Consider the following 21,115-nt stretch of genomic DNA (forward strand, 5'->3'; position numbering starts at 1 on the left):
ATTTTATTCAAAGCATTACATAAATTGTCGAAATAAATACTAACGAAGAACGAAAGACAAGAAGGAGGCTATTTTCATGCGCTCAACTTTCATGGGACTTGAAGCAAGTAAACGTGGGCTTTTCACGCAGCAATCAGCCCTTTATACAACAGGCCACAACATTTCAAATGCCAACACATTAGGCTATACACGCCAACGCGTAAATTTTGAAACAACACCAGGATTCCCAGGGTCAGGACTAAATTCACCAACAACAGCGGGTCATATCGGTACAGGTGTCCAAGCCCATTCTGTACAACGTATGCGTGATGAATTCGTAGACCGCCAATTCCGCCAAGAAACAAATAAGTTAGGTTACTGGCAATCGACTACAAAGGCAATTTCTCAAATGGAAGATATTATGTCAGAGCCATCTGAATTCGGTCTGAACCAAGCGTACACTGAGTTTTGGAAGTCAATGGAAGATGTTGTTGATAACCCAAAGGACACAGCAGCTCGCCAAGTAATGCTTTCGAAAGGGCAAGGTTTAGCAGATTCATTTAACTATATTGATAAGCAATTAAAGCTGATTCAAGGAAATCTCGGAAATGAAATTAACGTTAATACCAAAAACGTCAACTCAATATTAAAGCAAATTGCCGATTTGAATAAACAAATTCAAGCAGTTGAGCCAAATGGATATATGCCGAATGACCTTTATGATGAACGAGACGTTTTATTAGATAAATTAAACGAATTAATTCCGGTTTCCATTTCATTCGAAAAATCAGGTGGTAATGCTCTGGACATCGCAGAAGGAAGCATGACGATTAAGTTTAAGCCTGAAAATGGTCAAGAAATCGTCCTTGTACAAGGGAGAGATTATGCCCATTTAAATGCAATGGACTCAAAAGGGAAAGAGATTAATGGCGATGTTGATGACGCAACAACTGACGGCTATAACGAATTCCAAGGCTTTGCAATTTCGGGCATTGGTCACCCACCAACACCAACAACAACAGTAAATGTGACGTATGCCAATTTAGAGCCAAGTAAAGGGAAATTAGCCGCTTTAATTGATTCATTTGGTCATAGTGGTGGCAAGGGGACTTACCCAGAAATGTTTGAAAAGCTAGATCTATTAGCAAAGACATTTGTTGAAGAATTTAATAAAGTCCACAATAACGGTGTTGGATTAGATGGTTCAAAAGGCGATTTCTTCTCTGGTACAACAGCAAAAGATATTAAAGTTGTGATTACAGATCCAAAGCAAATCGCTGCATCTGATACGAATGGCGAAGAAGGTAACAATAAAAATATTTTAGAGCTATCAAAGCTCCAAGCGGCAGTACAAGGGAGTTTACAGGGCGGTACATTCCAAACATACTATAAATCATTAGTAGGGGATTTAGGTGTTAAAGGGGAGCAAGCGACTACGTTAGAATTTAACTCGGGAACGCTCCAATTACAAATCGCAAATAATCGAGCTGCTCATAATTCAGTTTCACTTGATGAAGAAATGACGAATATGATCACATTCCAGCAAGCCTATAATGCCAATGCACGTATGATTACAGTAATCGATGAAACATTAGATAAAATTATTAACGGCATGGGTCGAGTAGGACTATAATAAGTAACTAAAACTAAATAACTTCTAATTTTTCTTTGAAAGGGGAATAACAATGCGCGTCACACAATCAATGTTATCGAGCAATATGCTTCGTAACTTAAATGTAAGCTATGGAAAAATGTCGAAATACCAAGAACAATTGACTTCAGGGAAAAAAGTTAATCGTCCATCCGATGACCCAGTAATTGCAGTAAAAGGAATGGGCTACCGCGTAGATTTAGATAAAAATGCACAATTCCAACGTAATATTGGTGAAGCGCATAGTTGGCTAGACTCTACGGATGAATCTCTTGGTCAAGTTGGCGAGGCACTGAAGCGTGTGAAGGAATTAATCGTTCAAGCTGCGAATGATACGAATACACCTGAAGACCGTCAAAAAATTAATGCAGAAATTTCGCAAATTAAAAATCAAATCCAAGATATCGCAAATTCAAAGGTTGGCGAGAATTATATTTTCTCAGGAACACATACAAACCAACCTTTATATAAAGATGGTGCACCCAATCCGGACGCTACATTAACAGCGAAGGGTCTGGGTGAAAAGATTGAAATTAATGTGTTTGACGGCATTAAAATGCAGATTAATACATCAGGTATTGATTATTTTAAAGAAATAGATGGCTTCATGGGGACAGTGGAAAAGATATTAAATGACCCGACGATGACTGGAGACAAAATTGGGGATGCATTGGGTGCAGAGATTACAGATGGCACGAGTAAGATTCCTGGTTTAGATGCAATAACTGAAAAAACACTAACATTACGTGCTGACGTCGGTGCACGCCAAAACCGTGTTGAACTTATGGAAAATCGCTTATCACTTCAAGAAGTAAACGTAACAAAACAAATGTCTCAAAATGAAGATACGGATTATGCTAAAACGATTACCGAAATGGTAACAACTGAATCAATTCACCAAGCATCATTATCAGTAGGCGCGAAGATTATTCAACAAACGCTAGTAGATTTCATCCGTTAAATTTCATAATTCACAAAGCGTTTGGATCATTTCCAAGCGCTTTTATTAAAAGGGAGGGACAAGGATGCGATTCCCGCAAATACAAATTTCAAAAACTGATATTCAGATGGATTATTCGATCACGAAGCCGCAGCAGCGAATCCAGCAGCCACAAGCCGATTTGAAAATATCCCAGCCCGCTGCAACATTGGAAATCAACACGACTAATGCGAAATTAGACATCAATCAAGACCAGCTCTGGCGTGATTTAGGAATGAAGCCGACAGGGGAACTCATAAAAGAATATGCGCAAATGGGCCGACAAGAAATGCTAAAAGGGATTTCGAGACGTGTCGGTGAGGGCAATCAAATGATGGGAAGTGCCGGGAAAGATCAAGGACGAGCAACAATCCAAGGTATTGCCAAGCAAAATCATGGTCCGAAGCGTGCCGGTCCGTACAATATCAAATTTATCCCTTCGTTTAATGCGGTAAAAGTGAATATTACACCGGGGACAACAGACGTAAATATTACACGAAATGCTCCAAAAATTGACGTTCAAGTGAACAAGCCAAAAATGGACTTCACGTATGGTGATGTTCGTGGCAGAATGATGGTAAGACCAGATATAGAAATTGACGTTATCGGTTAATAAAAGGAGACCTGTATATGATTATTGAGACAAAGCTTTTAGGCGAAGTTGAAATTAATGAATCTGAAATTATTACATTTGAACAAGGTTTACTAGGCTTACCTGAATACAAAAACTATATTTTACTTTCTTTAGATATAGATTTACCGCTTGCGCTATTACAATCTACAGAAGTAGCATCAATTGGCTTTGTAATAGCATTCCCATATGCGTTTAAAAAGGATTTTGAATTCGATTTATCAGAAGAAGATATTCAAGATTTAAAAATTGCTTCAGTCGAAGATGTTATCACGTATGCAATTGTAACACTAAAAGAATCCTTTAAAGACTCAACAATCAATTTATTAGCTCCTTTAGTTATCAACACAAAAACAAATACAGCAAAGCAAATTGTATTACAAGACAACAGTCAATATTCTTTACAATTTCCGTTGCAATTAGAAATAGGAAGTGCTATATAGTGTTAGTTTTGTCGAGAAAAAAAGGCGAATCAATTATGATTGGTGACCAGATTGAAATAAAAGTGCTAGCAATTGATGGCGATCAAGTAAAATTAGGAATTGTCGCACCAAAATCAATTAAAGTACACCGCTCTGAAATATTTGAAGCGATTCAGGAGCAGAATAAGGAAGCGCTTGGTAATGATAATGTACTTACAATTTTAAATAACATGAAATGATAATAAAACCATTTAACCATATCTTCAAAGGTTGAGTGGTTTTTTGTGTAAAAATGGGTGGGGAACTAAAACTATGAAGAATTTGATGGTTACATTAATATCAAGTACAAATATTTTAAATCTTAGGGGAACAACTGTGCCGATATGAAACCACAGTTTATGAAGTAAAGAAAGTGTTGGATCTCACTAATTAAAAATATTAAAATGCGAGTAACCAAAGGTATATTGGATCAAGGGAATTATGAAACAAAAGGAATTTTATAGCTGAAATATTAGTAAGATAGAAAACCTTACATAATAAATTTGAAAGACTTATTATTGAAGTGTAACAGTAAAATGTTAATTGAATGAAGTAATGTTTTAGATATAGGGGGAACAGATGGGAAATATAAAAATAGAACTTGCTAAAAGCGGAGAAAAAAATTTAATTGTAAATAACATAAATTATTATAGTACATATAATCCGAAAAAAGATGTAAGTAAATATATTGCAAGTAAAATCGATAAAAATTGTGTTAGATATATAGTGATTGGTTTAGGATTAGGCTACCATATAGATGAATTATTAATTCAAGATGATAAGGAGATTATTGTTTTAGAAACAAATCAAGACATAATGAATTATTTAAATGAAAACAAGATTCTGGACAAATACAGAAATAATAAAAGAATTAAATTTGTAGCAAATTTTAAGGACCTTCATTTAACTATCAAGGACTGTTTAATTATCATACCTGCATGGAAAAAACATCTGCAGGATGAAAAGGTTAAATTAGTTATCGAACAATTAGAGTTCGAATTTGCAAAGGGACAAAATCGAGATTTAATGCTTGAAAATTTTTCGCGAAATATTGTAACTAATTGGAAAACGATAAAGCCTCTAGAAAATCAGTTACACTTAAAAACTGCTATATTGGTTGCAGCTGGCCCAGATTTGGATAACCAAATCGATTTCTTAAATAGGGCTCAAAATAAGGCATATATCCTTTGTGTCAGTGCAGCTTATCAAACGCTTAAAGAACATAATATTAGACCAAATGGAATTGTAGCAATTGATCAAAGAGTAGAGTATTTACTCCAATTAGGAGACAGTAATATACCTGTTCCACTTTTTGCATTATCAACAGTTCATCCGAGTTTCACTTCAACTAATAATGAACTATTTTTATTATTCCAAAGAGGGTTAGACTTTGTTGAACAGTATGCAATTGAATTTGATACTCCATTAATTGAATCGCACGGTTCGGTTGCAACAGCAGGGCTTAGTTTATTGCAATATTTAGGGGCAGAACAAATTATATTCGTTGGGCAAGATCTAGCAATGCATGCTAATAAATCACATTCGGCTTATTCAACTTCAAATTATGTAGTTCCTATAGCTTCACGTTATAAAACCAAAAGTAATAGCGAGAAAGATGTAGAAACTCAATTACAATGGCTTATTTTTAAAAGACATTTAGAAAAAATGATAGAAAATACACCATCAATACAATACTTTAATACATCGTACAATGGGGCAAAAATTCGAGGGGCTGAATATAAAAATTCAGCTGAAATCATAATATAAAAAATTTTTAAAAAAACTATTAAACATTTCAAATTGCTAACGATATAAATATTGTAAGGCAGAGGTAAACTCTCGCCAAGCTTTCCCACAAGGATGTGGGTTATATAAAAACAAATTCAAGGAGGAATTCTATCATGAGAATTCAACACAACATTTCAGCTTTAAACACACACCGTAACCTTACTTTCAACAACACTCAAGCGTCTAAAAACCTTGAGAAGTTATCTTCAGGTTACAAAATCAACCGTGCTGGCGATGACGCTGCAGGTTTAGCAATCTCTGAAAAAATGCGCGGACAAATTCGTGGTCTTGATATGGCATCTAAAAATGCTCAAGATGGTATTTCTTTAATTCAAACTGCTGAGGGTGCATTAAATGAAACACACTCTATTTTACAACGTATGCGTGAGTTAGCAGTACAAGCTTCAACTGACACAAATGAATCAGTTGACCGTGATAAATTACAAGCAGAAGTTGCACAATTAATCGAAGAAATTGACCGTATTGCTTCTACAACTCAGTTCAACAACATGAACTTATTAGATGGTTCATTCACTGGTAAAGCAATCCACATCGGTGCAAACGAAGGACAAAAACTAGACATTTCAATCGGAAATATGAATTCTACTGACTTATCTGTTAGTGGTGTTGATATTAGTACTTCACGTTCAGATGCAGATGCAGCAATTACAACAATTAACGATGCATTAAATACAGTATCTGAACAACGTTCTAAACTTGGTGCATGGCAAAACCGCCTAGAGCACACTATCAACAACTTAGGTGCTTCTAGCGAAAACTTAACTGCTGCTGAATCTCGTATCCGTGATACAGATATGGCAAAAGAGATGATGGGCTTCACAAAGAACAATATCTTAATGCAAGCTGCACAATCTATGTTAGCGCAAGCTAACCAACAGCCACAAGGTGTATTACAATTATTAGGTTAATATCTAATATGGAAACGACTTCCCATTGGGAAGTCGTTTTTTTATAGTTAAATTACTGGAATCATATGCGATAATACAAGAGAGGTGAATCTTTCATATGAATATAGAAATAGAACAAACAAAATCGGGTGTAATGACTATGAAAGTGAATAATTTTTACTTACACAGTAAATACAATCCTTTAAAAGAAGCAAAGACTTTTGTAGAAAAAAATTATAAGGTTGGAAAAACTATAATATTATACGGATATGGTTTAGGGTATATTGAAGATTTTTATAAGAAAGTAAGAAAACTAAATGAAAAAATAATTGTTATCGATCCATTTTTGAAAATTGATAAGATAAATGAAATGAATGTGTTTTATATAGATTGTGAAAAGGTTAACCACCTATCAAGCTATTTAGAGAATGCATTAACAGATACAGATTCGGGGCTAGTAGAAATAATTTATTCACCTAATTATCGAAATATCGATAAGGATAAATATGATGAAACGATGGAGATAGTTTCAAATAGTTTGAAAGCGAAAATAATAAATTATAACACCATTCAATCTTTAGCTTGGGTGTGGTATGAAAATTTCATTGATAATCTAAAATTTGTAATGCAAGATACTACAATTACAGAACAGTTTGGCAAGTATTCTTGCCCTGTAGTAGTAGTAGCGGGAGGTCCCTCATTAACAAAACAATTGCCATTATTAAAAAGTATAAAAGGAAAATGTCTAATCCTTAGTGCGGGGTCGACTATTAGAACATTATTAAAGCATGGTATTGAACCAGATTTTATTGTAAATGTTGATGGCGGAGAAAAAAACTTGGAACATTTTGAACAACTGGAGGATAGTAAAATTAATTATTTGTATGGATTGCAATCAACTGCAAAAATACGAGGAAAATTTTCTGGAGAATGTTTTTATTTTTCTCCTATGTCTGAGCCATTAAGCAATAAATTTATAAAGCGATATATCCCAAATATAAAAAAAATTGAGGGTGGCGTGTCAGTTGCTACTTATACAACAGCAATTGCAGCATATTTATCAAGCGGTCCTATTGCATTGATTGGACAAGACTTGGCCTATACAAATAACCAATCTCATGCAGATGGGAACGCCCAACAAGTAATAAAATATTATGAAGAAGATCATTTTTACAAGAAAATTACAGGGTATTATGGAGATGAAGTATTTTCAGATGCAACACTTATCTCGATGAAAGATAATCTTGAAAAAGTATTAAGTACATTTAGTGAGAAAAGAAATAATTTCTATAATTGCACAGAAGGGGGAGCAAAAATTAATTTTATCGAGCAAATTCCGTTTGCAACGTTTATAGAAAAATATATTCAAGAAAATATACCTTTAATAGAGGGAGATTTTTATAAAGAAGAATCTATAGATAATTATAAGAATTTCCTTCAGAAGGGGATACAACTTATTAATACTAGAGAATTAGGAGTTAATAAATGTATTGTATCGCTAGAAAATAATAATAATCGAACAGACCTTTTAAAAAGCGAATTAAATAAATGTAATAAAGTAATTGAGGAATTAAATTTACAGGGAATTGTAAATCAAATACAACTAAAAATAAATAAAGAATTTAGACCAATTTCACACGAGACAATAGAAGAGCAAATAGAATTGTTTATTCGTAAAAATAAGTTTATGTTTAAAGAATTATTAGAAATGCTAAAGAAGACTAGAGAAATCTTCAACCAACAACTAGAAAAATTATAAAGGTTAACCCTCTAAATTATTTAGAGGGTTTTTAGATTGATAAAAATATTGAAAATAGATAGGGCGTTATAGCTTTACTAAACCACATAAATGGACACTATATTTCTTACACTATTTGCCGATATAATAAAAGAAACTTATACATATTACAGATAGAAGGGTGCCATAAATATGCAAGAACTTATTTTTGAAACAATGGAAAGCTATAATAATTATATTAACGCCGTTACTAAGGGATCATTAGAAATAGCTGATAAATTGCGAGCTGAAAATTTAGAGGAAGCGTTACCAATGATTAAAGATTTTTCCGAAGGATTATTGTGGTTAATCGATGTTAATCAAAAGCTTTTTAATTTAGGCTACTCCGCACAATTAGAAATGGATGATGTACAAGAATATTTAATTGAAATTAATGATGGTTTACAAAATAAGGACTACGTATTAGTAGCCGATATGTTTGAATATGAAATTTTACCTTATTTTGAACAATTAGAGCAGTACACTTTCTAGTGTGATAAAAGTTATACGGAGTTTTTTGTTTTTGAAACCGAGATATATTGAAAAGCATTATATAACTAATTTATAAGACAATTACGATAGCTTAGTAGTTTTAAACGAACTGTAAAAGGGATTGTTGCTAAAAGTCATAGTTTTTGGCACAGCCCTTCTTTTAATACTGTCCAGACAAGCCAAATAATAAAAAAGAGTATTTAACATAAAAGGATATTTGGAGGAAATGCAAATTGACAGAGGTTTTAGCAATTATTCCTGCTAGATCAGGTTCAAAAGGGATACCACATAAAAATATACGTGATTTAGATGGGCAGCCGCTAATAGCCTATTCTATTCAGCATGCATTAAATTCAAAATTAATAACACGTGTAATTGTAAGTACAGATAGCCCTGAATATGCTGCGATAGCAAAGAGCTTTGGGGCAGAAGTTCCATTTATAAGACCGAAAAATATATCGGGAGATTTAGCACTAGATATCGAAGTGTTTGAGCATGCACTAGAATATTTAAAACAAAAGGAAAATTATGTTCCAGAGCTTGTTGTTCAGTTACGTCCAACATATCCTATTAGACAGGTTCAAGATATCGATAAGATGATTGAGTTACTAATAGATAACCCTAATGGAGATTCTATTCGTTGTATTTCACAAGTAAATGAAACGCCGTATAAAATGTGGTTTAAAAAGGAAAACGGGGAAATACAACCAATACTCCGGGATTTAAATGAAGCCTACAATATGCCGAGACAAAGCTTACCTGTTGTATATTATCAAAATGCCTGTATTGATGTAATCTGGGCATCCGTTATTATGGAGAAGCATTCTATGACTGGGGAAGTTATCTTAGGATATGAAATGGATGAAAATTTTGATATTGACAGTGAAGAAGATTTCTTTAAAGCAGAGCAATATTTAAAGCTTAATAAAGACAAAAAAAGATTTGTATTTGATATTGACGGTGTAATCGCACAATTTAACAAGGAATTAGCTTATGAAAACTGTCTACCAAATAAAAAGATGGTTGATGTTATTAATATGCTTTATAAAGAAGGACATGAAATTATATTATTTACTGCAAGAGGTTATGTGACAAATAAGGATTGGCGAGATGTAACGGAAAAGCAAATGAAGGAATGGGGACTTCAATATCATGAACTTCATTTTGGAAAGCCAAATGCTGATTTTTATATTGATGACAAAATGTTAAATATGTTTGATTTAATGAATAAATATTTAAAAAGATAGGATGAAACTAATGAATGTATTTAAAGATTTAATCATTTTTGAAATGGCGAATAGTCATCAAGGTAGTGTAGAGCATGGCATTAATATTATAAAGGAAATGGGTAAAATTGCGCGCAAATATAATGTGAAAGCGGCGGTGAAATTACAATATCGCGATATTGATAGTTTTATCCACCCAGATTTTAAAGAAAGAACAGATGTAAACCATATCCCTCGCTTTATGAACACAAAATTAACATTTGAACAATTTTGTGAGCTGGTTGAAGCTGTGCGTGAAGAAGGTTTAATTTCTATGAGTACGCCATTTGATGAGCAAGGTGTTAAATGGTGCATCGAGCAGGGGTTAGATATTATTAAAATAGCTAGTTGTAGCGCAATGGATTGGCCACTACTTGAGGAAGTTGCTAAATCTGGAAAGCCATTAATTATTTCTACTGGTGGAAAAACACTTTCTGATATTGATAAAATTTATAACTTCTTCACACATAGAAATTGTGAATTTGCGTTACTACATTGCGTGGCAGAATACCCAGCGCCAAATGATCGTCTACAATTAGATTTTATAGATCGCATGAAAAAGAGGTATCGTAATGTCCCAATCGGCTATTCAGGACATGAAAATCCAGATGACAATATTGTTTCTATGCTAGCAACAGCAAAAGGCGCAACAATTTTTGAACGTCATGTAGGTCTACCAACAGCTGAAATCAAGTTAAATGCTTATTCAATGAATCCAGAGCAGGCAGATCGTTGGGTGAAATCTATTGTCGATGCAAAAGAAATTTGTTCTTTAAAAAAAGAGGATACAAAATATATTAGTCAAGAAGAGTTAGATTCTTTGAATTCTTTAATGCGTGGTGTATATATTAAAAATCCTATTAAAATAGGTGAAGCTATCTCGAAAGAAGATGTCTACTTTGCAATGCCTATACAAGAAGGACAAATGAGTAGCGGAGATTTTTATGAAAGAATAATTGCAACGAAGGATTATGTTGTTAATGCCCCACTAAAAGAAAAAAAGTATATATCTGATATAAAAAGTGCACGTAGTGTTATTCATGATGCAAAGGGTATGCTTTTCGAAGCTGGAATTGCATTAGGGAATGATTTTGAAGTAGAGCTTTCTCATCATTATGGAATGAAAAATTTTAGACAAACAGGTGCTGTCATTATAAATATTGTAAATCGTGAATATTGTAAAAAGCTCATTATTGTTCTTCCAGGGCAAAAGCACCCTCGCCATTTACATAAGGTAAAAGAAGAAACATTTCAGCTATTATATGGTGACTTAGATGTTGAAATAAATGGAACACAAACTTTAATGCAGCCAGGTGATATGAAGACGGTTTTACGTGGCCAAATCCATTCTTTTTCGTCCAAGTCAGGAGCGATTTTTGAAGAAATTTCTACAACACATGTAAAAGGTGATTCATATTATCAGGATAAAGCTATTGCTAAATTAGATTTGATGGAACGTAAAACAATAATTAAAGAATGGTAAGCATATTTTTGAAATGCAGCTTTTAGTGAAATTAAAAAGAGGGATGTTAATATGAAAGAAATTTCAATCGATAGAATTTTTGCTATGAAGGAAACTTGTAATGAAATTTCAAAGCTGATTTCCCAAAATAAATTGGAACAGGCACTCAATGAGCTTCAAATGACCAATGAATCAGAAAAAACAGAAAAATATTATGAACTATTAAGTACAGTGTTCATTAAGACTAAACAACCTAGTCAAGCAGTAGCATGTTTAAAAATAGGTCAGCAACAATTTCTAAATTCAAAAACACTTTACTATAAATTATATGAAGCTTTTTGGTCTTTAGGAGATTATGAAGAAGCTACATTTTCTTTGGCAAGGGTGGTTCGCATATCATTTGATGAGGAAGAAAGACTTAAAGAAACAGAGAAACTAAAAAAGATTATACCTCAACTGTATCGATTGTTGGGTGATGATAAAACCAAACAAATTATCGCTGAGGCAACTTTAATCATGGGTGAGGGTGACGAGCGGGCATTCCCTATTGATAAAGATGCAAAAAGTTGGGTTAATAGGACGCTTATAGATAGTAAAGGGAAAAAATATTTAGTGAATATTTACAAAGGATATATGGCGAATGATTTAAATTTAAATGTCCGATATTTTTTGAAAACAGAAATAATCCAAGGGACAAATCATCGTTACGCTAAATTGAAGTTAAATAAGAGAAGTATTTTGCCAATTTCAAGTGATTTAAATGAAGCTTCTATTGAAATTACAAAAACTGGTGGCGAGCCATCTATTATAAACGCTTCGAATATGCAAAGTAATCGACTGAACTATCTTCAACTTGACGTAGGAGAGTATAAATTAAAGAGTAAGCAAGAATTTTTTGTCGGAAAGCCGATTCAAAATGAGTTTACAGAAAAAAATAAGTTAGTGATTGTTTTATATATTGATGGTCTATCTCAAAGATTTTTAGAAGAGTATGGGCTGGATGCATTGATGCCTAATACCGCACAATATTTTAAAGAAGGCTATTGGAATAAAAATTGTTATACAACAAGTGATTGGACCTTTCCAAGCGTGGCAAGTATCTTTACAGGACAATCGGTAATAAGGCATAAAGTATATCACCCAAATACGAATATTGATATACATAAAAGAGGAGAGATGTACACAGGGAAATTCAAAGTGCATGGTCTATTTACAACACAAATAAATAATAATTGGCGTATTACACCGAGTAGTGGATATATGGAAGATTTCGATCGAATCATTTTTCAACATTTCCGTGGAGGATTTGCAATTGCCGAAGTGTTAGGTGAAGCAATAGAACATCTATCATCCCTCCCGAATAACGACCATTTTTTATGGCTTGGAATTGAAGATTTGCATGATATTGCGGATGGATTCAATCAAGATTTATATCAGCAAACGCATTTAACCTTGGAAGAACGGCTAATGAATGAAATGGCGGAAGTCTCAGTAAATGCAGAATATAGTGCAGATAAGTTGATAAAATATAAAAATCAATTAAACCGAATTGATTTATATTTAGAGAGTTTTTATCATTATTTGAACAAAAATCACGAAAAAGATGATGTATATATTTCAATTATTTCAGATCATGGGCAAGGATATATTGAAAATAATGAAGAGTTTTTAAATGAGGGTAGAAGAAAGGTACCGTTTCTATTTAAAGGACCAAATGTTCCGAATAAAATTAGTGATGAATTAATGGCAATTACAGATTACTTCCCAAACATGCTAACAGCTATTGGTGCTAATGCGGAGCTAACACATGAAAATGATGCCGTTATATTAAAGGATTTTGGTGGAACTGGTCGAGATATGGCTATAACTGAAACCATTCATCCTGATAATCCATATCGCATTGCTATCACAGACGGAAATAGTATTTTCCGGTTACATACAGTTGAAAAAGCTGAAAAAGACGGGCTAATACATTTAGAAAAGGTAAAAGTAGAGCTAGTGGACAAAGAAACTGAACAAAATATTATGAATAAATATCCTGAAAAGGTTGAAGCGTATATTGAGTTTGTAATTAATCGTGTGAAGCATTTCCAATATATATAATAGAGGTAAAATACTAATGAAAAAAACGACAAAGCTAAAGCAAATGCTTCATTCAAATGAGTTAGGTTTTTTAATGGAAGCACATAATGGATTATCAGCTAAAATTGTTGAAAATACAGGATTTAAAGGGATATGGGCGAGTGGATTGTCTATTTCTGCTGCACTGGGTGTACGAGACAATAATGAGGCATCGTGGACACAAGTATTAGAAGTGATTGAATTTATGAGTGATGCTACTAATATCCCGATTCTTTTAGACGGGGATACAGGATATGGGAACTTTAATAATATGAGGCGCTTAGTGCGTAAGCTTGAACAGCGCGGCATCGCAGGGGTATGCATTGAGGATAAATTATTCCCAAAAACTAATTCCTTTATTAATGGTGAGGCACAGCCTTTAGCTGATATCGATGAATTTTGTGGGAAGATTAAAGCAGCTAAAGATGCAGCAACAGATCCTGATTTTATTGTAGTAGCCCGAGTTGAGGCATTTATTGCTGGATGGGGACTAGAGGAAGCCGTAAAGCGTGCAGAGGCTTATCGTCAAGCTGGTGCTGATGCTATTTTAATGCATAGTAAACGAGCGGATGCAACAGAAATTAAAGCGTTCATGGAAGTTTGGGACAATCGTCATCCTGTTATTATTGTACCGACAAAGTATTATTCAACACCGACAGAGCAATTTAGCGAGTGGGGTGTAAGTACTGTAATTTGGGCGAATCATAATGTTCGTGCAGCGATTAAAGCAATGGAGCAAGTAACACAAAAAATCTTTACTGATCAAAGCTTAATAAATGTAGAGGGAAATATTGCTTCAGTGAGTCATATTTTTGAGTTGCAAGGAGCAGAGGAGCTAAAAGAGGCAGAGAAAAAATACTTACCTGCATATGGACAGCAAATTTCGGCTGTTATATTAGCTGCATCGCAAGGTGAAGATTTTGATACTTTAACAACACAGCTCCCTAAAACATTACTATCTGTAAATAATAAGTCTATTTTTGATTCGCAAGTAGAGTTATTTAATGAGGCAGGTGTGAAGGATATAATAGCTGTTCGTGGCTTTGGTAAAGAGCATTTTAAACAATCAAATATTACATTTATTGATAATGATTGTTTTAATGAATCAAAAGAGCTATATTCCTTAAACTTAGCCTTAAATAATGTGAAGGACAGTATGATTGTATCGTACGGAGATATTTTATTTAAACCATTTATTTTAAATGAGCTATTAACATCTGAATCAGCTATAACAATCATCGTTGATTCGGATGTAGATTATACTAAAACTGGATATAAAGATTATATATTGGCAACTGAAAAATATGATAGAAGAAAGTTTAATCAAAAAGCGTTTTTGAAAAATATGTCAAATGGAATTAATTCTGAGAACGTTGATGGGGAATTTATAGGACTGTGTAAATTTACAGCAACAGGTTTAACATACTTAAAAAATGCTATCCGTATTTTAAGTGAAATAAAGCCGTTAGAAGAAATTCGCTTTAGTGAAGTACTTACTTATTTAGCTAAAGAACATGCTGTGTCTATAAAATATATTCGTGGTTCTTGGATTGATGTAGATAATGTAATCGAACTTCAAAAAGCAGGAGAAATTTAAATGTTATCAATGGAGAATTTTGGAGATAAGTTAGAGCAGCTTGGTTTTAATTTTTATAGTGGTGTTCCATGCTCTTTTTTAAAGCCAATGATTAATTATTCAATAAACAAAGGCCAGTTTGTAATGGCTGCAAATGAGGGAGACGCTGTAGCGATTGCTGCTGGAGCAACTTTAGGTGGGGCTAAGAGTATCTTTTTATGCCAAAATTCCGGTCTTACAAATGCGGTATCTCCTTTGACATCTTTAAATTATACATTTGAAATTCCTGTACTGGGCTTTGTAAGTTTACGTGGGGAAGCTGGGGTAGCAGATGAACCACAGCACGAGCTAATGGGAACGATAACAGATAAGCTATTAACGATAATGAATGTACAAAACGCCATTTTATCGACGGACGAAACAGAAGCGCTTTTACAATTAGAAGAAGCGAACAAAATAATTGAAAATGGACAGTCCTTTTTCTTTATCGTAAAAAAGGATACATTTTCTTCCGTAAAATTACTACAGCAGGAGCAAGGAAATGGTTCGAAGCCAAATATAAAAAGAAGTAATCGTTCGTGCCAAAGTGTAAAGCGCATTGAAGCATTAGAAGCTTTACAGCAAAATATTGATGCTCGAACAGTTTTGTTAGCTACTACTGGGGTAACAGGGCGAGAGTTATTTGAACTAGGACATAAAGAGAATCAATTATATATGGTAGGTTCAATGGGGTGTATTAGTTCGCTTGGATTAGGATTAGCGTTAATGAAGCCGAATTTGAATGTCATTGCGATTGACGGAGATGGCTCACTTTTAATGCGCATGGGCTCATTAGCTACGAATGCATACTATAAACCAAAAAACTTATATCACTTATTACTAGATAATGGGCTACATGAATCCACAGGTGGACAAAAAACAGTTTCTACTAATATTGATTTTCTACAAATTGCTTCTGGTGCAAACTATGATGTAGTAGAAGAAATAAATACTTTAGTAGATTTAGAACAATCTTTAACTAATTGGTCTACAGATTCGAAATTAACATTTGCCTATATGAAAACAGAAAAGGGCATAAAAGAAAATTTGGGCAGACCAACTGTAACGCCAAAAGAGGTAAAGGAGAGCTTTATGAAATTTGTGGAGGGATATACAAATTGAAAACAGCCGTTATTGTAGCCGCGGGTTTATCAAGTCGACTTTATCCATTAACTAAAACAACGCCTAAATGTTTATTGCAGGTAGGAAAAGAGAAGATTTTACGCCGTAACTTACGCTTACTTAAGCAACATGGAATCGAAGAAATTATTATTGTTACAGGTTATTTAAAGCATTTAATTGAAGATGAAGTAAAGAACGAGGCTTTAACTGTTTATAATCCGTTTTATAAGCATTGTAATAATATGGGGTCTTTATATTGTACGAAAAATTATTTGAATAACGAGCCATTTCTATATTTACATGGAGATGTTGTATTTTCAGAGACATTATTACAAACATTTTTAGAAAATATAGATGCTAATCATTTTATGGATTTAGCGGTGGATTTTAAAGAAACAGATGAAGAAGCGATGAAGGTAGAATTAAATAAACATAACTGTTTAATTCGTTCAAGCAAAGAAATTTTATCGCATGACAGCAAAGGCGAATGGATTGGTTTAGCTGCTATTCATCAACCTAAAGTATTATTTGATGAAGTCGAACAAGTTTTGGTTGAGGAGCATTTAACAGTTTATGATACTTATGCCTTTACGAGACTTGCCCAAAAAGGAAGGGTAATAAAGTGTCATTCTATACATGAGGAGCCATGGATGGAAATTGACTTTGTTGAAGATTACGAAAAAGCGAGGGAATTATTTCAATGAACAAACCATTTTATAATCCGGTAAAGATAGAATTTGGTAGAAACTCACTTGAATTTTTACCTCGATATATTGAGGGAAGAAAAGCGCTTTTGCTTACCTCTAAAGGTTTTGAAGAACGTGGTGTGGTAGCCAGTTTGGAAGAAAAAAATCCAAATATTATATTTACTATTTCAACAGTACAACCTAATCCTACAATTATCCAGGTCGAGGAAATTCGAAAACAAGTAGAGTATGAACAGATCGAAGTAATTGTAGCATTAGGTGGGGGAAGTGTAATTGATGTGGCAAAAGCTGTGGCCCCTTTTGCTAACAATAAAAGCCTGATGGAGCTTCTGATAAATGGTGTACCAAATGATATACATATTTTGCCTATTATAGCAATACCGACAACGGCTGGGACTGGCTCTGAAGTAACAATGTGGGGAACCATTTGGGACGATGTTAACAAAAAGAAATATTCGATAATGGATGAGCGTTTATACTGTGAGGCGGCTATTCTAGATCCAATGCTGCATATAACGATTCCATATGATATAACAATTCAAACAGGTCTAGACGCACTTTCACATAGTTTGGAAAGTATTTGGAATAAAAATAATAAACCAATCTCTACAATATATGCGAAAAGAGCGATAACAGAAATACTAGAAGTTTTACCCTTAGTAGCGGATGATTTAAATAATATTGCATTTAGAGAAAGAATGCTACTGGCTTCTTATCATGCAGGGCTTGCATTTTCTAACACTCAGACAGCGATTGCTCATGCAATTTCATATTATTTAACGCTCGAAAAAGGCATCCCCCATGGTATTGCTGCGAGTATAACGCTGCCGACGATATTAGATGTATATTTAAAGGATTCTTCTATAAAAAACAACTATGACTTTATAAATGAAGCATTAAAAGAAAAGGTAGAAAGGTTATTTTTAGAACTTAATATTTCATTGGATTTAAATACTTATAAGATTAATGAAGTAGATATTGATTATATAGAACATTCTTTGAGGTCTATTAGTAGAGCTCAAAATAGCGTACTCAACCAATTACTACTCTTCTCGGAAATAAAGTTACTTCTTAAAAATGAACAGGAGAATAAGTAATGAAGAAAAAGAATATTATTATAAATTTATTAACAGATACATTGCAGGAAAAGGATTTTGAATATATATCAAAACCATTTCAAAAGAATTTCGATATCTTCAATTTTCAATTTTCAATTAATGGAATTTTCCCGGATATTCTTTATGCCATATTAGAAGAGCTAAAGAAAGAAATAAATATTAATGTAAAAAGGGATACGATTATTTTCCAATCAAATATCCCGGATTTAGCACATTTTACAACTAAATTTTATTCTGAATATGTAGATGCTGTAATTATTTACCCTATAAAAACAGCTTATATTTATACAGATAATATCATGATGTCGCCTATAATGAAGGCAGACTCTAATAAGTTAAGATTGAAGCATGTCTATATGCATTTCATACCTACAATCGATCAGGAATATTTAAAGTTTTTAAATGAATTTGATTTATTTAATGATGTTGAAACTATTGAAAAGTTTGAATTACCGTTGGCTAAGAAGTTAATCAATAATTTAGCCTTCAATTTAGAGGAATCGATATATGCTAGCCAAGTACCACAGCCTAAAAATACAATAAATCTTATTTGTAGTTTACAGGAGCCTTCTTTACAAAAATCGTATGAATATTTAATTACGCCATTTGCATTTTTCTTAGCATTTCTATATGTAGAAAAAGCGATTGAAAATGTAAAAATTAGAAGGGAATTATTTGGGGAATTATTAAATGAATTGATATCTAATAGTGAATTACTCCAGGAATTTAGAGGGGATTTATTATTGTATTTAGAGAATTACAAAAATCAACTTGCTTTGAGTGAGTTTGCAACATTAAATTACTTGAGTATTTTGTTAAAAGATACAAGAGCGTATATGCGTCAATATGAGTATTTAAAGGGAAATATAAATAAAATTGAATTAGGACAGGCCCATGCATTAATTACAAATAGTTATTTTTATGAAACAAGGTTAAATGTACAAAGGTACAATACTCTATTTAAAGATAGATTAGAGGTACGGGCGGAGATTGTAAAAAAAACGCAAGATATTATAGAACTTCCACGACAAGTACAAAGAGAATCAAATAATATTGCAATAGTTGCTGGACAATTATTGAGTTTAAACCATTCGCCAACAAAATGGGCATTAGATTATGCAAATAATTTAAGAAAATTTAATCCAGCATTAAACATCAAGATTTTTGTTGAGGATTGGGCGAACTATTCTCCTGATGAATTAGTATGGAATGTTTCTTTTTCTTCAGCGTTTTCCTCATCTGCTTCACAGATTCATAGAGAATATTTAAACGATTCTATTGAAGTTTACTATTCAGATGCAACGTTAGCTAGAAAAGAAAGAATAGAAAAGGATATAGATGCAATTTGTAATTTTAAGCCAAGTGTAATTTATAAAATGGGTTCAAAATATAATTTAGCCACAGATTTGTTGTTTGATTATTATCCAATTATTAGTCATACGATGGGTGGTCCCGAAGATTCAGACTTTGTAGATATATTTACAGGTGGTTATACAGAAACTGACATGCAAGAACTATATACAAATTTAAATATAACAAATCAGTTTTATTTAAGTCATAATATTGGGATTGAAACTCCAAAGAAAAATATACTTAAATCACGTATAGAATATAAATTAAAAGAAACTGACTTTGTTTTAATAACGGTGGGTAATAGATTAAATGAAGAGATGACTTTAGAATTTGTAAGAGAAATTGAGAGAGTTATAGAGTCCATTGAGAATTACAAATGGTTAATAGTTGGAGCTAAAGATAATCACTTTATAAAAAATAAAAAACTAATTTCTAATAAAATAATATTTGTTCCGTATGAACAAAACTTATTTGATCTATATCATATTTGTGATGTATACGTTAACCCTATAAGAAAAGCAGGAGGAAATAGTGCTGCGATGGCAATGAAAGCTAAAATACCTATTATTACAGCTAATGAAGTATCGGATGTTGGAGCATTTGTAGGGGGAGAAAATTGTGTTTCTTTAGAGTTGTTTGGAAGCGAAATTGAAAAATTGAAAAATGATAAAGAATATTATTTGGAAAAATCTGGGGAAATGTATACAAGGATTGAAAGTGAATTTTCATTTGAGAAAACAGCCCATGATTTAGAAAAAATATTTGAGCGAGCTATCAAAAAATTTGAAATAAGAAAGAGAGTATTAAATTGAAGGGAATTATTTTAGCTGGTGGAACAGGAACTAGATTGTACCCAATTACGAAATCTGTAACGAAGCATTTACTACCCATATATGACAAGCCAATGATCTATTACCCTCTTTCTGTTTTAATGTTGGCTAAAATTAAAGAGGTTTTAATTATTACCACAGAAGAAGATTTAGCGTTGTATAAAAAAATACTGTCGGATGGTAGTCAATGGGGATTAAATATTGAATATAAGCTTCAAAAAGAGCCTAACGGAATTGCGGAAGCTTTCATTATTGGAGAGGAATTTATCGGAAAAGATTCAGTGTGTTTGATACTTGGAGATAACATTTTTTATGGACAGGGTTTCACACCGAAGTTAGTTGAATCGACTAAATTGGAAAAAGGGGCAACGGTATTTGGCTATGCCGTAAAGGATCCAGAACGATTTGGTGTAGTAGAGTTTGATCAAAATTTTAAAGCATTATCAATTGAAGAAAAGCCAATATCCCCTAAATCAAATTACGCAGTAACAGGATTATATTTTTATGATAATGATGTAGTTAAAATTGCAAAAGAAATTAAACCATCTAACCGTGGAGAACTCGAAATCACTGATATAAATAAGAGATACTTAGAAGAAGGAAAACTTAATGTAAAGCTTTTAGGTCGTGGATTTGCTTGGCTAGATACAGGGACTTTTGAAAGTCTTCTTGAAGCAGGACAATTTGTAGAAACCGTTCAAAAAAGACAAGGGTATTATATTGCTTGTTTGGAAGAAATCGCTTATAACAATAGTTGGATTACATCTGAAAAAGTTGAAATTTTAGCAGAGCAATATAGTAAAAATACTTATGGACAGTATCTATTAAATTTAATTAAGTAGAAAAGAGATTATGT

The 21,115-nt window shown here is 33.0% G+C and carries 18 protein-coding genes; all 18 read left to right on the top strand.

Annotated elements, in window-relative coordinates:
- Positions 1-76 precede the first annotated feature (76 nt).
- The 18 genes from flgK (at position 77) to rfbA (ending at position 21,101) form a co-directional block, all read left to right on the top strand.
- Complete coding sequence (gene flgK, locus O7776_RS03075) at positions 77-1,612, top strand: flagellar hook-associated protein FlgK (protein ID WP_274309183.1); 1,536 nt, start codon at positions 77-79, stop codon at positions 1,610-1,612.
- Positions 1,613-1,664: 52 nt separating this feature from the next.
- Positions 1,665-2,591, top strand: coding sequence for a flagellar hook-associated protein FlgL (flgL, locus tag O7776_RS03080; protein WP_274309184.1), 927 nt, complete (start codon positions 1,665-1,667; stop codon positions 2,589-2,591).
- A gap of 64 nt (positions 2,592-2,655) precedes the next feature.
- Entirely contained in the window at positions 2,656-3,222 is a 567-nt protein-coding gene (locus O7776_RS03085; RefSeq protein ID WP_274309185.1) for a DUF6470 family protein, read from the top strand.
- Positions 3,223-3,239: 17 nt separating this feature from the next.
- The gene (fliW, locus tag O7776_RS03090; protein WP_274309186.1) at positions 3,240-3,683 is read left to right on the top strand and encodes a flagellar assembly protein FliW; all 444 of its coding nucleotides are present in this window, start codon (positions 3,240-3,242) and stop codon (positions 3,681-3,683) included.
- The gene (gene csrA / locus O7776_RS03095) at positions 3,683-3,901 is read left to right on the top strand and encodes a carbon storage regulator CsrA (protein ID WP_274309187.1); all 219 of its coding nucleotides are present in this window, start codon (positions 3,683-3,685) and stop codon (positions 3,899-3,901) included. The genes fliW and csrA overlap by 1 nt, the downstream gene beginning before the upstream one ends.
- Positions 3,902-4,280: 379 nt before the next feature.
- Positions 4,281-5,468, top strand: a complete 1,188-nt coding sequence (locus tag O7776_RS03100) for a motility associated factor glycosyltransferase family protein (RefSeq protein WP_274309188.1) — start codon at positions 4,281-4,283, stop codon at positions 5,466-5,468.
- A gap of 134 nt (positions 5,469-5,602) precedes the next feature.
- Positions 5,603-6,418 carry a flagellin Hag gene (gene hag / locus O7776_RS03105; RefSeq protein WP_274309189.1) on the top strand — a complete coding sequence of 272 codons (816 nt, stop codon included), beginning with the start codon at positions 5,603-5,605 and terminating at the stop codon, positions 6,416-6,418.
- Positions 6,419-6,515: 97 nt separating this feature from the next.
- Positions 6,516-8,156 (top strand): motility associated factor glycosyltransferase family protein, encoded by a 1,641-nt coding sequence (locus O7776_RS03110; protein ID WP_274309190.1) that lies wholly within the window; start codon positions 6,516-6,518, stop codon positions 8,154-8,156.
- A 171-nt stretch (positions 8,157-8,327) separates the two neighbouring features.
- Positions 8,328-8,666 (top strand): DUF8042 domain-containing protein, encoded by a 339-nt coding sequence (locus O7776_RS03115; protein ID WP_274309191.1) that lies wholly within the window; start codon positions 8,328-8,330, stop codon positions 8,664-8,666.
- A gap of 233 nt (positions 8,667-8,899) precedes the next feature.
- Positions 8,900-9,913, top strand: coding sequence for an acylneuraminate cytidylyltransferase family protein (locus O7776_RS03120; RefSeq protein ID WP_274309192.1), 1,014 nt, complete (start codon positions 8,900-8,902; stop codon positions 9,911-9,913).
- A 10-nt stretch (positions 9,914-9,923) separates the two neighbouring features.
- Complete coding sequence (locus O7776_RS03125; RefSeq protein WP_274309193.1) at positions 9,924-11,414, top strand: N-acetylneuraminate synthase family protein; 1,491 nt, start codon at positions 9,924-9,926, stop codon at positions 11,412-11,414.
- A gap of 51 nt (positions 11,415-11,465) precedes the next feature.
- Positions 11,466-13,496 (top strand): sulfatase-like hydrolase/transferase, encoded by a 2,031-nt coding sequence (locus tag O7776_RS03130; RefSeq protein WP_274309194.1) that lies wholly within the window; start codon positions 11,466-11,468, stop codon positions 13,494-13,496.
- A 16-nt stretch (positions 13,497-13,512) separates the two neighbouring features.
- Positions 13,513-15,111, top strand: coding sequence for a phosphoenolpyruvate mutase (gene aepX / locus O7776_RS03135; RefSeq protein ID WP_274309195.1), 1,599 nt, complete (start codon positions 13,513-13,515; stop codon positions 15,109-15,111).
- Complete coding sequence (aepY, locus tag O7776_RS03140) at positions 15,112-16,251, top strand: phosphonopyruvate decarboxylase (protein ID WP_274309196.1); 1,140 nt, start codon at positions 15,112-15,114, stop codon at positions 16,249-16,251.
- Positions 16,248-16,955 (top strand): phosphocholine cytidylyltransferase family protein, encoded by a 708-nt coding sequence (locus O7776_RS03145; protein WP_274309197.1) that lies wholly within the window; start codon positions 16,248-16,250, stop codon positions 16,953-16,955. Before aepY ends, O7776_RS03145 begins: the two co-directional genes overlap by 4 nt.
- Entirely contained in the window at positions 16,952-18,055 is a 1,104-nt protein-coding gene (locus tag O7776_RS03150; protein ID WP_274309198.1) for a phosphonoacetaldehyde reductase, read from the top strand. The genes O7776_RS03145 and O7776_RS03150 overlap by 4 nt, the downstream gene beginning before the upstream one ends.
- A complete protein-coding gene (locus O7776_RS03155) occupies positions 18,055-20,241 on the top strand; it encodes a glycosyltransferase (protein WP_274309199.1) in 2,187 nt (728 codons plus the stop codon). Before O7776_RS03150 ends, O7776_RS03155 begins: the two co-directional genes overlap by 1 nt.
- Positions 20,238-21,101, top strand: a complete 864-nt coding sequence (rfbA, locus tag O7776_RS03160) for a glucose-1-phosphate thymidylyltransferase RfbA (RefSeq protein WP_274309200.1) — start codon at positions 20,238-20,240, stop codon at positions 21,099-21,101. Before O7776_RS03155 ends, rfbA begins: the two co-directional genes overlap by 4 nt.
- Positions 21,102-21,115: the final 14 nt, after the last annotated feature.

It is taken from the genome of Solibacillus daqui, from assembly GCF_028747805.1.
In the GTDB taxonomy this organism is placed as follows: Bacteria; Bacillota; Bacilli; order Bacillales_A; family Planococcaceae; genus Solibacillus; species Solibacillus daqui.

What these genes read in the sequence shown, in the direction of transcription:
- fliW (WP_274309186.1), top strand. Translation starts at nt 3,240, where the DNA reads ATGATTATTGAGACAAAGCTTTTAGGCGAAGTTGAAATTAATGAATCT.
- flgK (WP_274309183.1), top strand. Translation starts at nt 77, where the DNA reads ATGCGCTCAACTTTCATGGGACTTGAAGCAAGTAAACGTGGGCTTTTC.
- O7776_RS03130 (WP_274309194.1), top strand. Translation starts at nt 11,466, where the DNA reads ATGAAAGAAATTTCAATCGATAGAATTTTTGCTATGAAGGAAACTTGT.
- flgL (WP_274309184.1), top strand. Translation starts at nt 1,665, where the DNA reads ATGCGCGTCACACAATCAATGTTATCGAGCAATATGCTTCGTAACTTA.
- O7776_RS03150 (WP_274309198.1), top strand. Translation starts at nt 16,952, where the DNA reads ATGAACAAACCATTTTATAATCCGGTAAAGATAGAATTTGGTAGAAAC.
- O7776_RS03125 (WP_274309193.1), top strand. Translation starts at nt 9,924, where the DNA reads ATGAATGTATTTAAAGATTTAATCATTTTTGAAATGGCGAATAGTCAT.
- O7776_RS03085 (WP_274309185.1), top strand. Translation starts at nt 2,656, where the DNA reads ATGCGATTCCCGCAAATACAAATTTCAAAAACTGATATTCAGATGGAT.
- O7776_RS03100 (WP_274309188.1), top strand. Translation starts at nt 4,281, where the DNA reads ATGGGAAATATAAAAATAGAACTTGCTAAAAGCGGAGAAAAAAATTTA.
- O7776_RS03110 (WP_274309190.1), top strand. Translation starts at nt 6,516, where the DNA reads ATGAATATAGAAATAGAACAAACAAAATCGGGTGTAATGACTATGAAA.
- aepX (WP_274309195.1), top strand. Translation starts at nt 13,513, where the DNA reads ATGAAAAAAACGACAAAGCTAAAGCAAATGCTTCATTCAAATGAGTTA.
- aepY (WP_274309196.1), top strand. Translation starts at nt 15,112, where the DNA reads ATGTTATCAATGGAGAATTTTGGAGATAAGTTAGAGCAGCTTGGTTTT.
- O7776_RS03115 (WP_274309191.1), top strand. Translation starts at nt 8,328, where the DNA reads ATGCAAGAACTTATTTTTGAAACAATGGAAAGCTATAATAATTATATT.
- hag (WP_274309189.1), top strand. Translation starts at nt 5,603, where the DNA reads ATGAGAATTCAACACAACATTTCAGCTTTAAACACACACCGTAACCTT.
- O7776_RS03155 (WP_274309199.1), top strand. Translation starts at nt 18,055, where the DNA reads ATGAAGAAAAAGAATATTATTATAAATTTATTAACAGATACATTGCAG.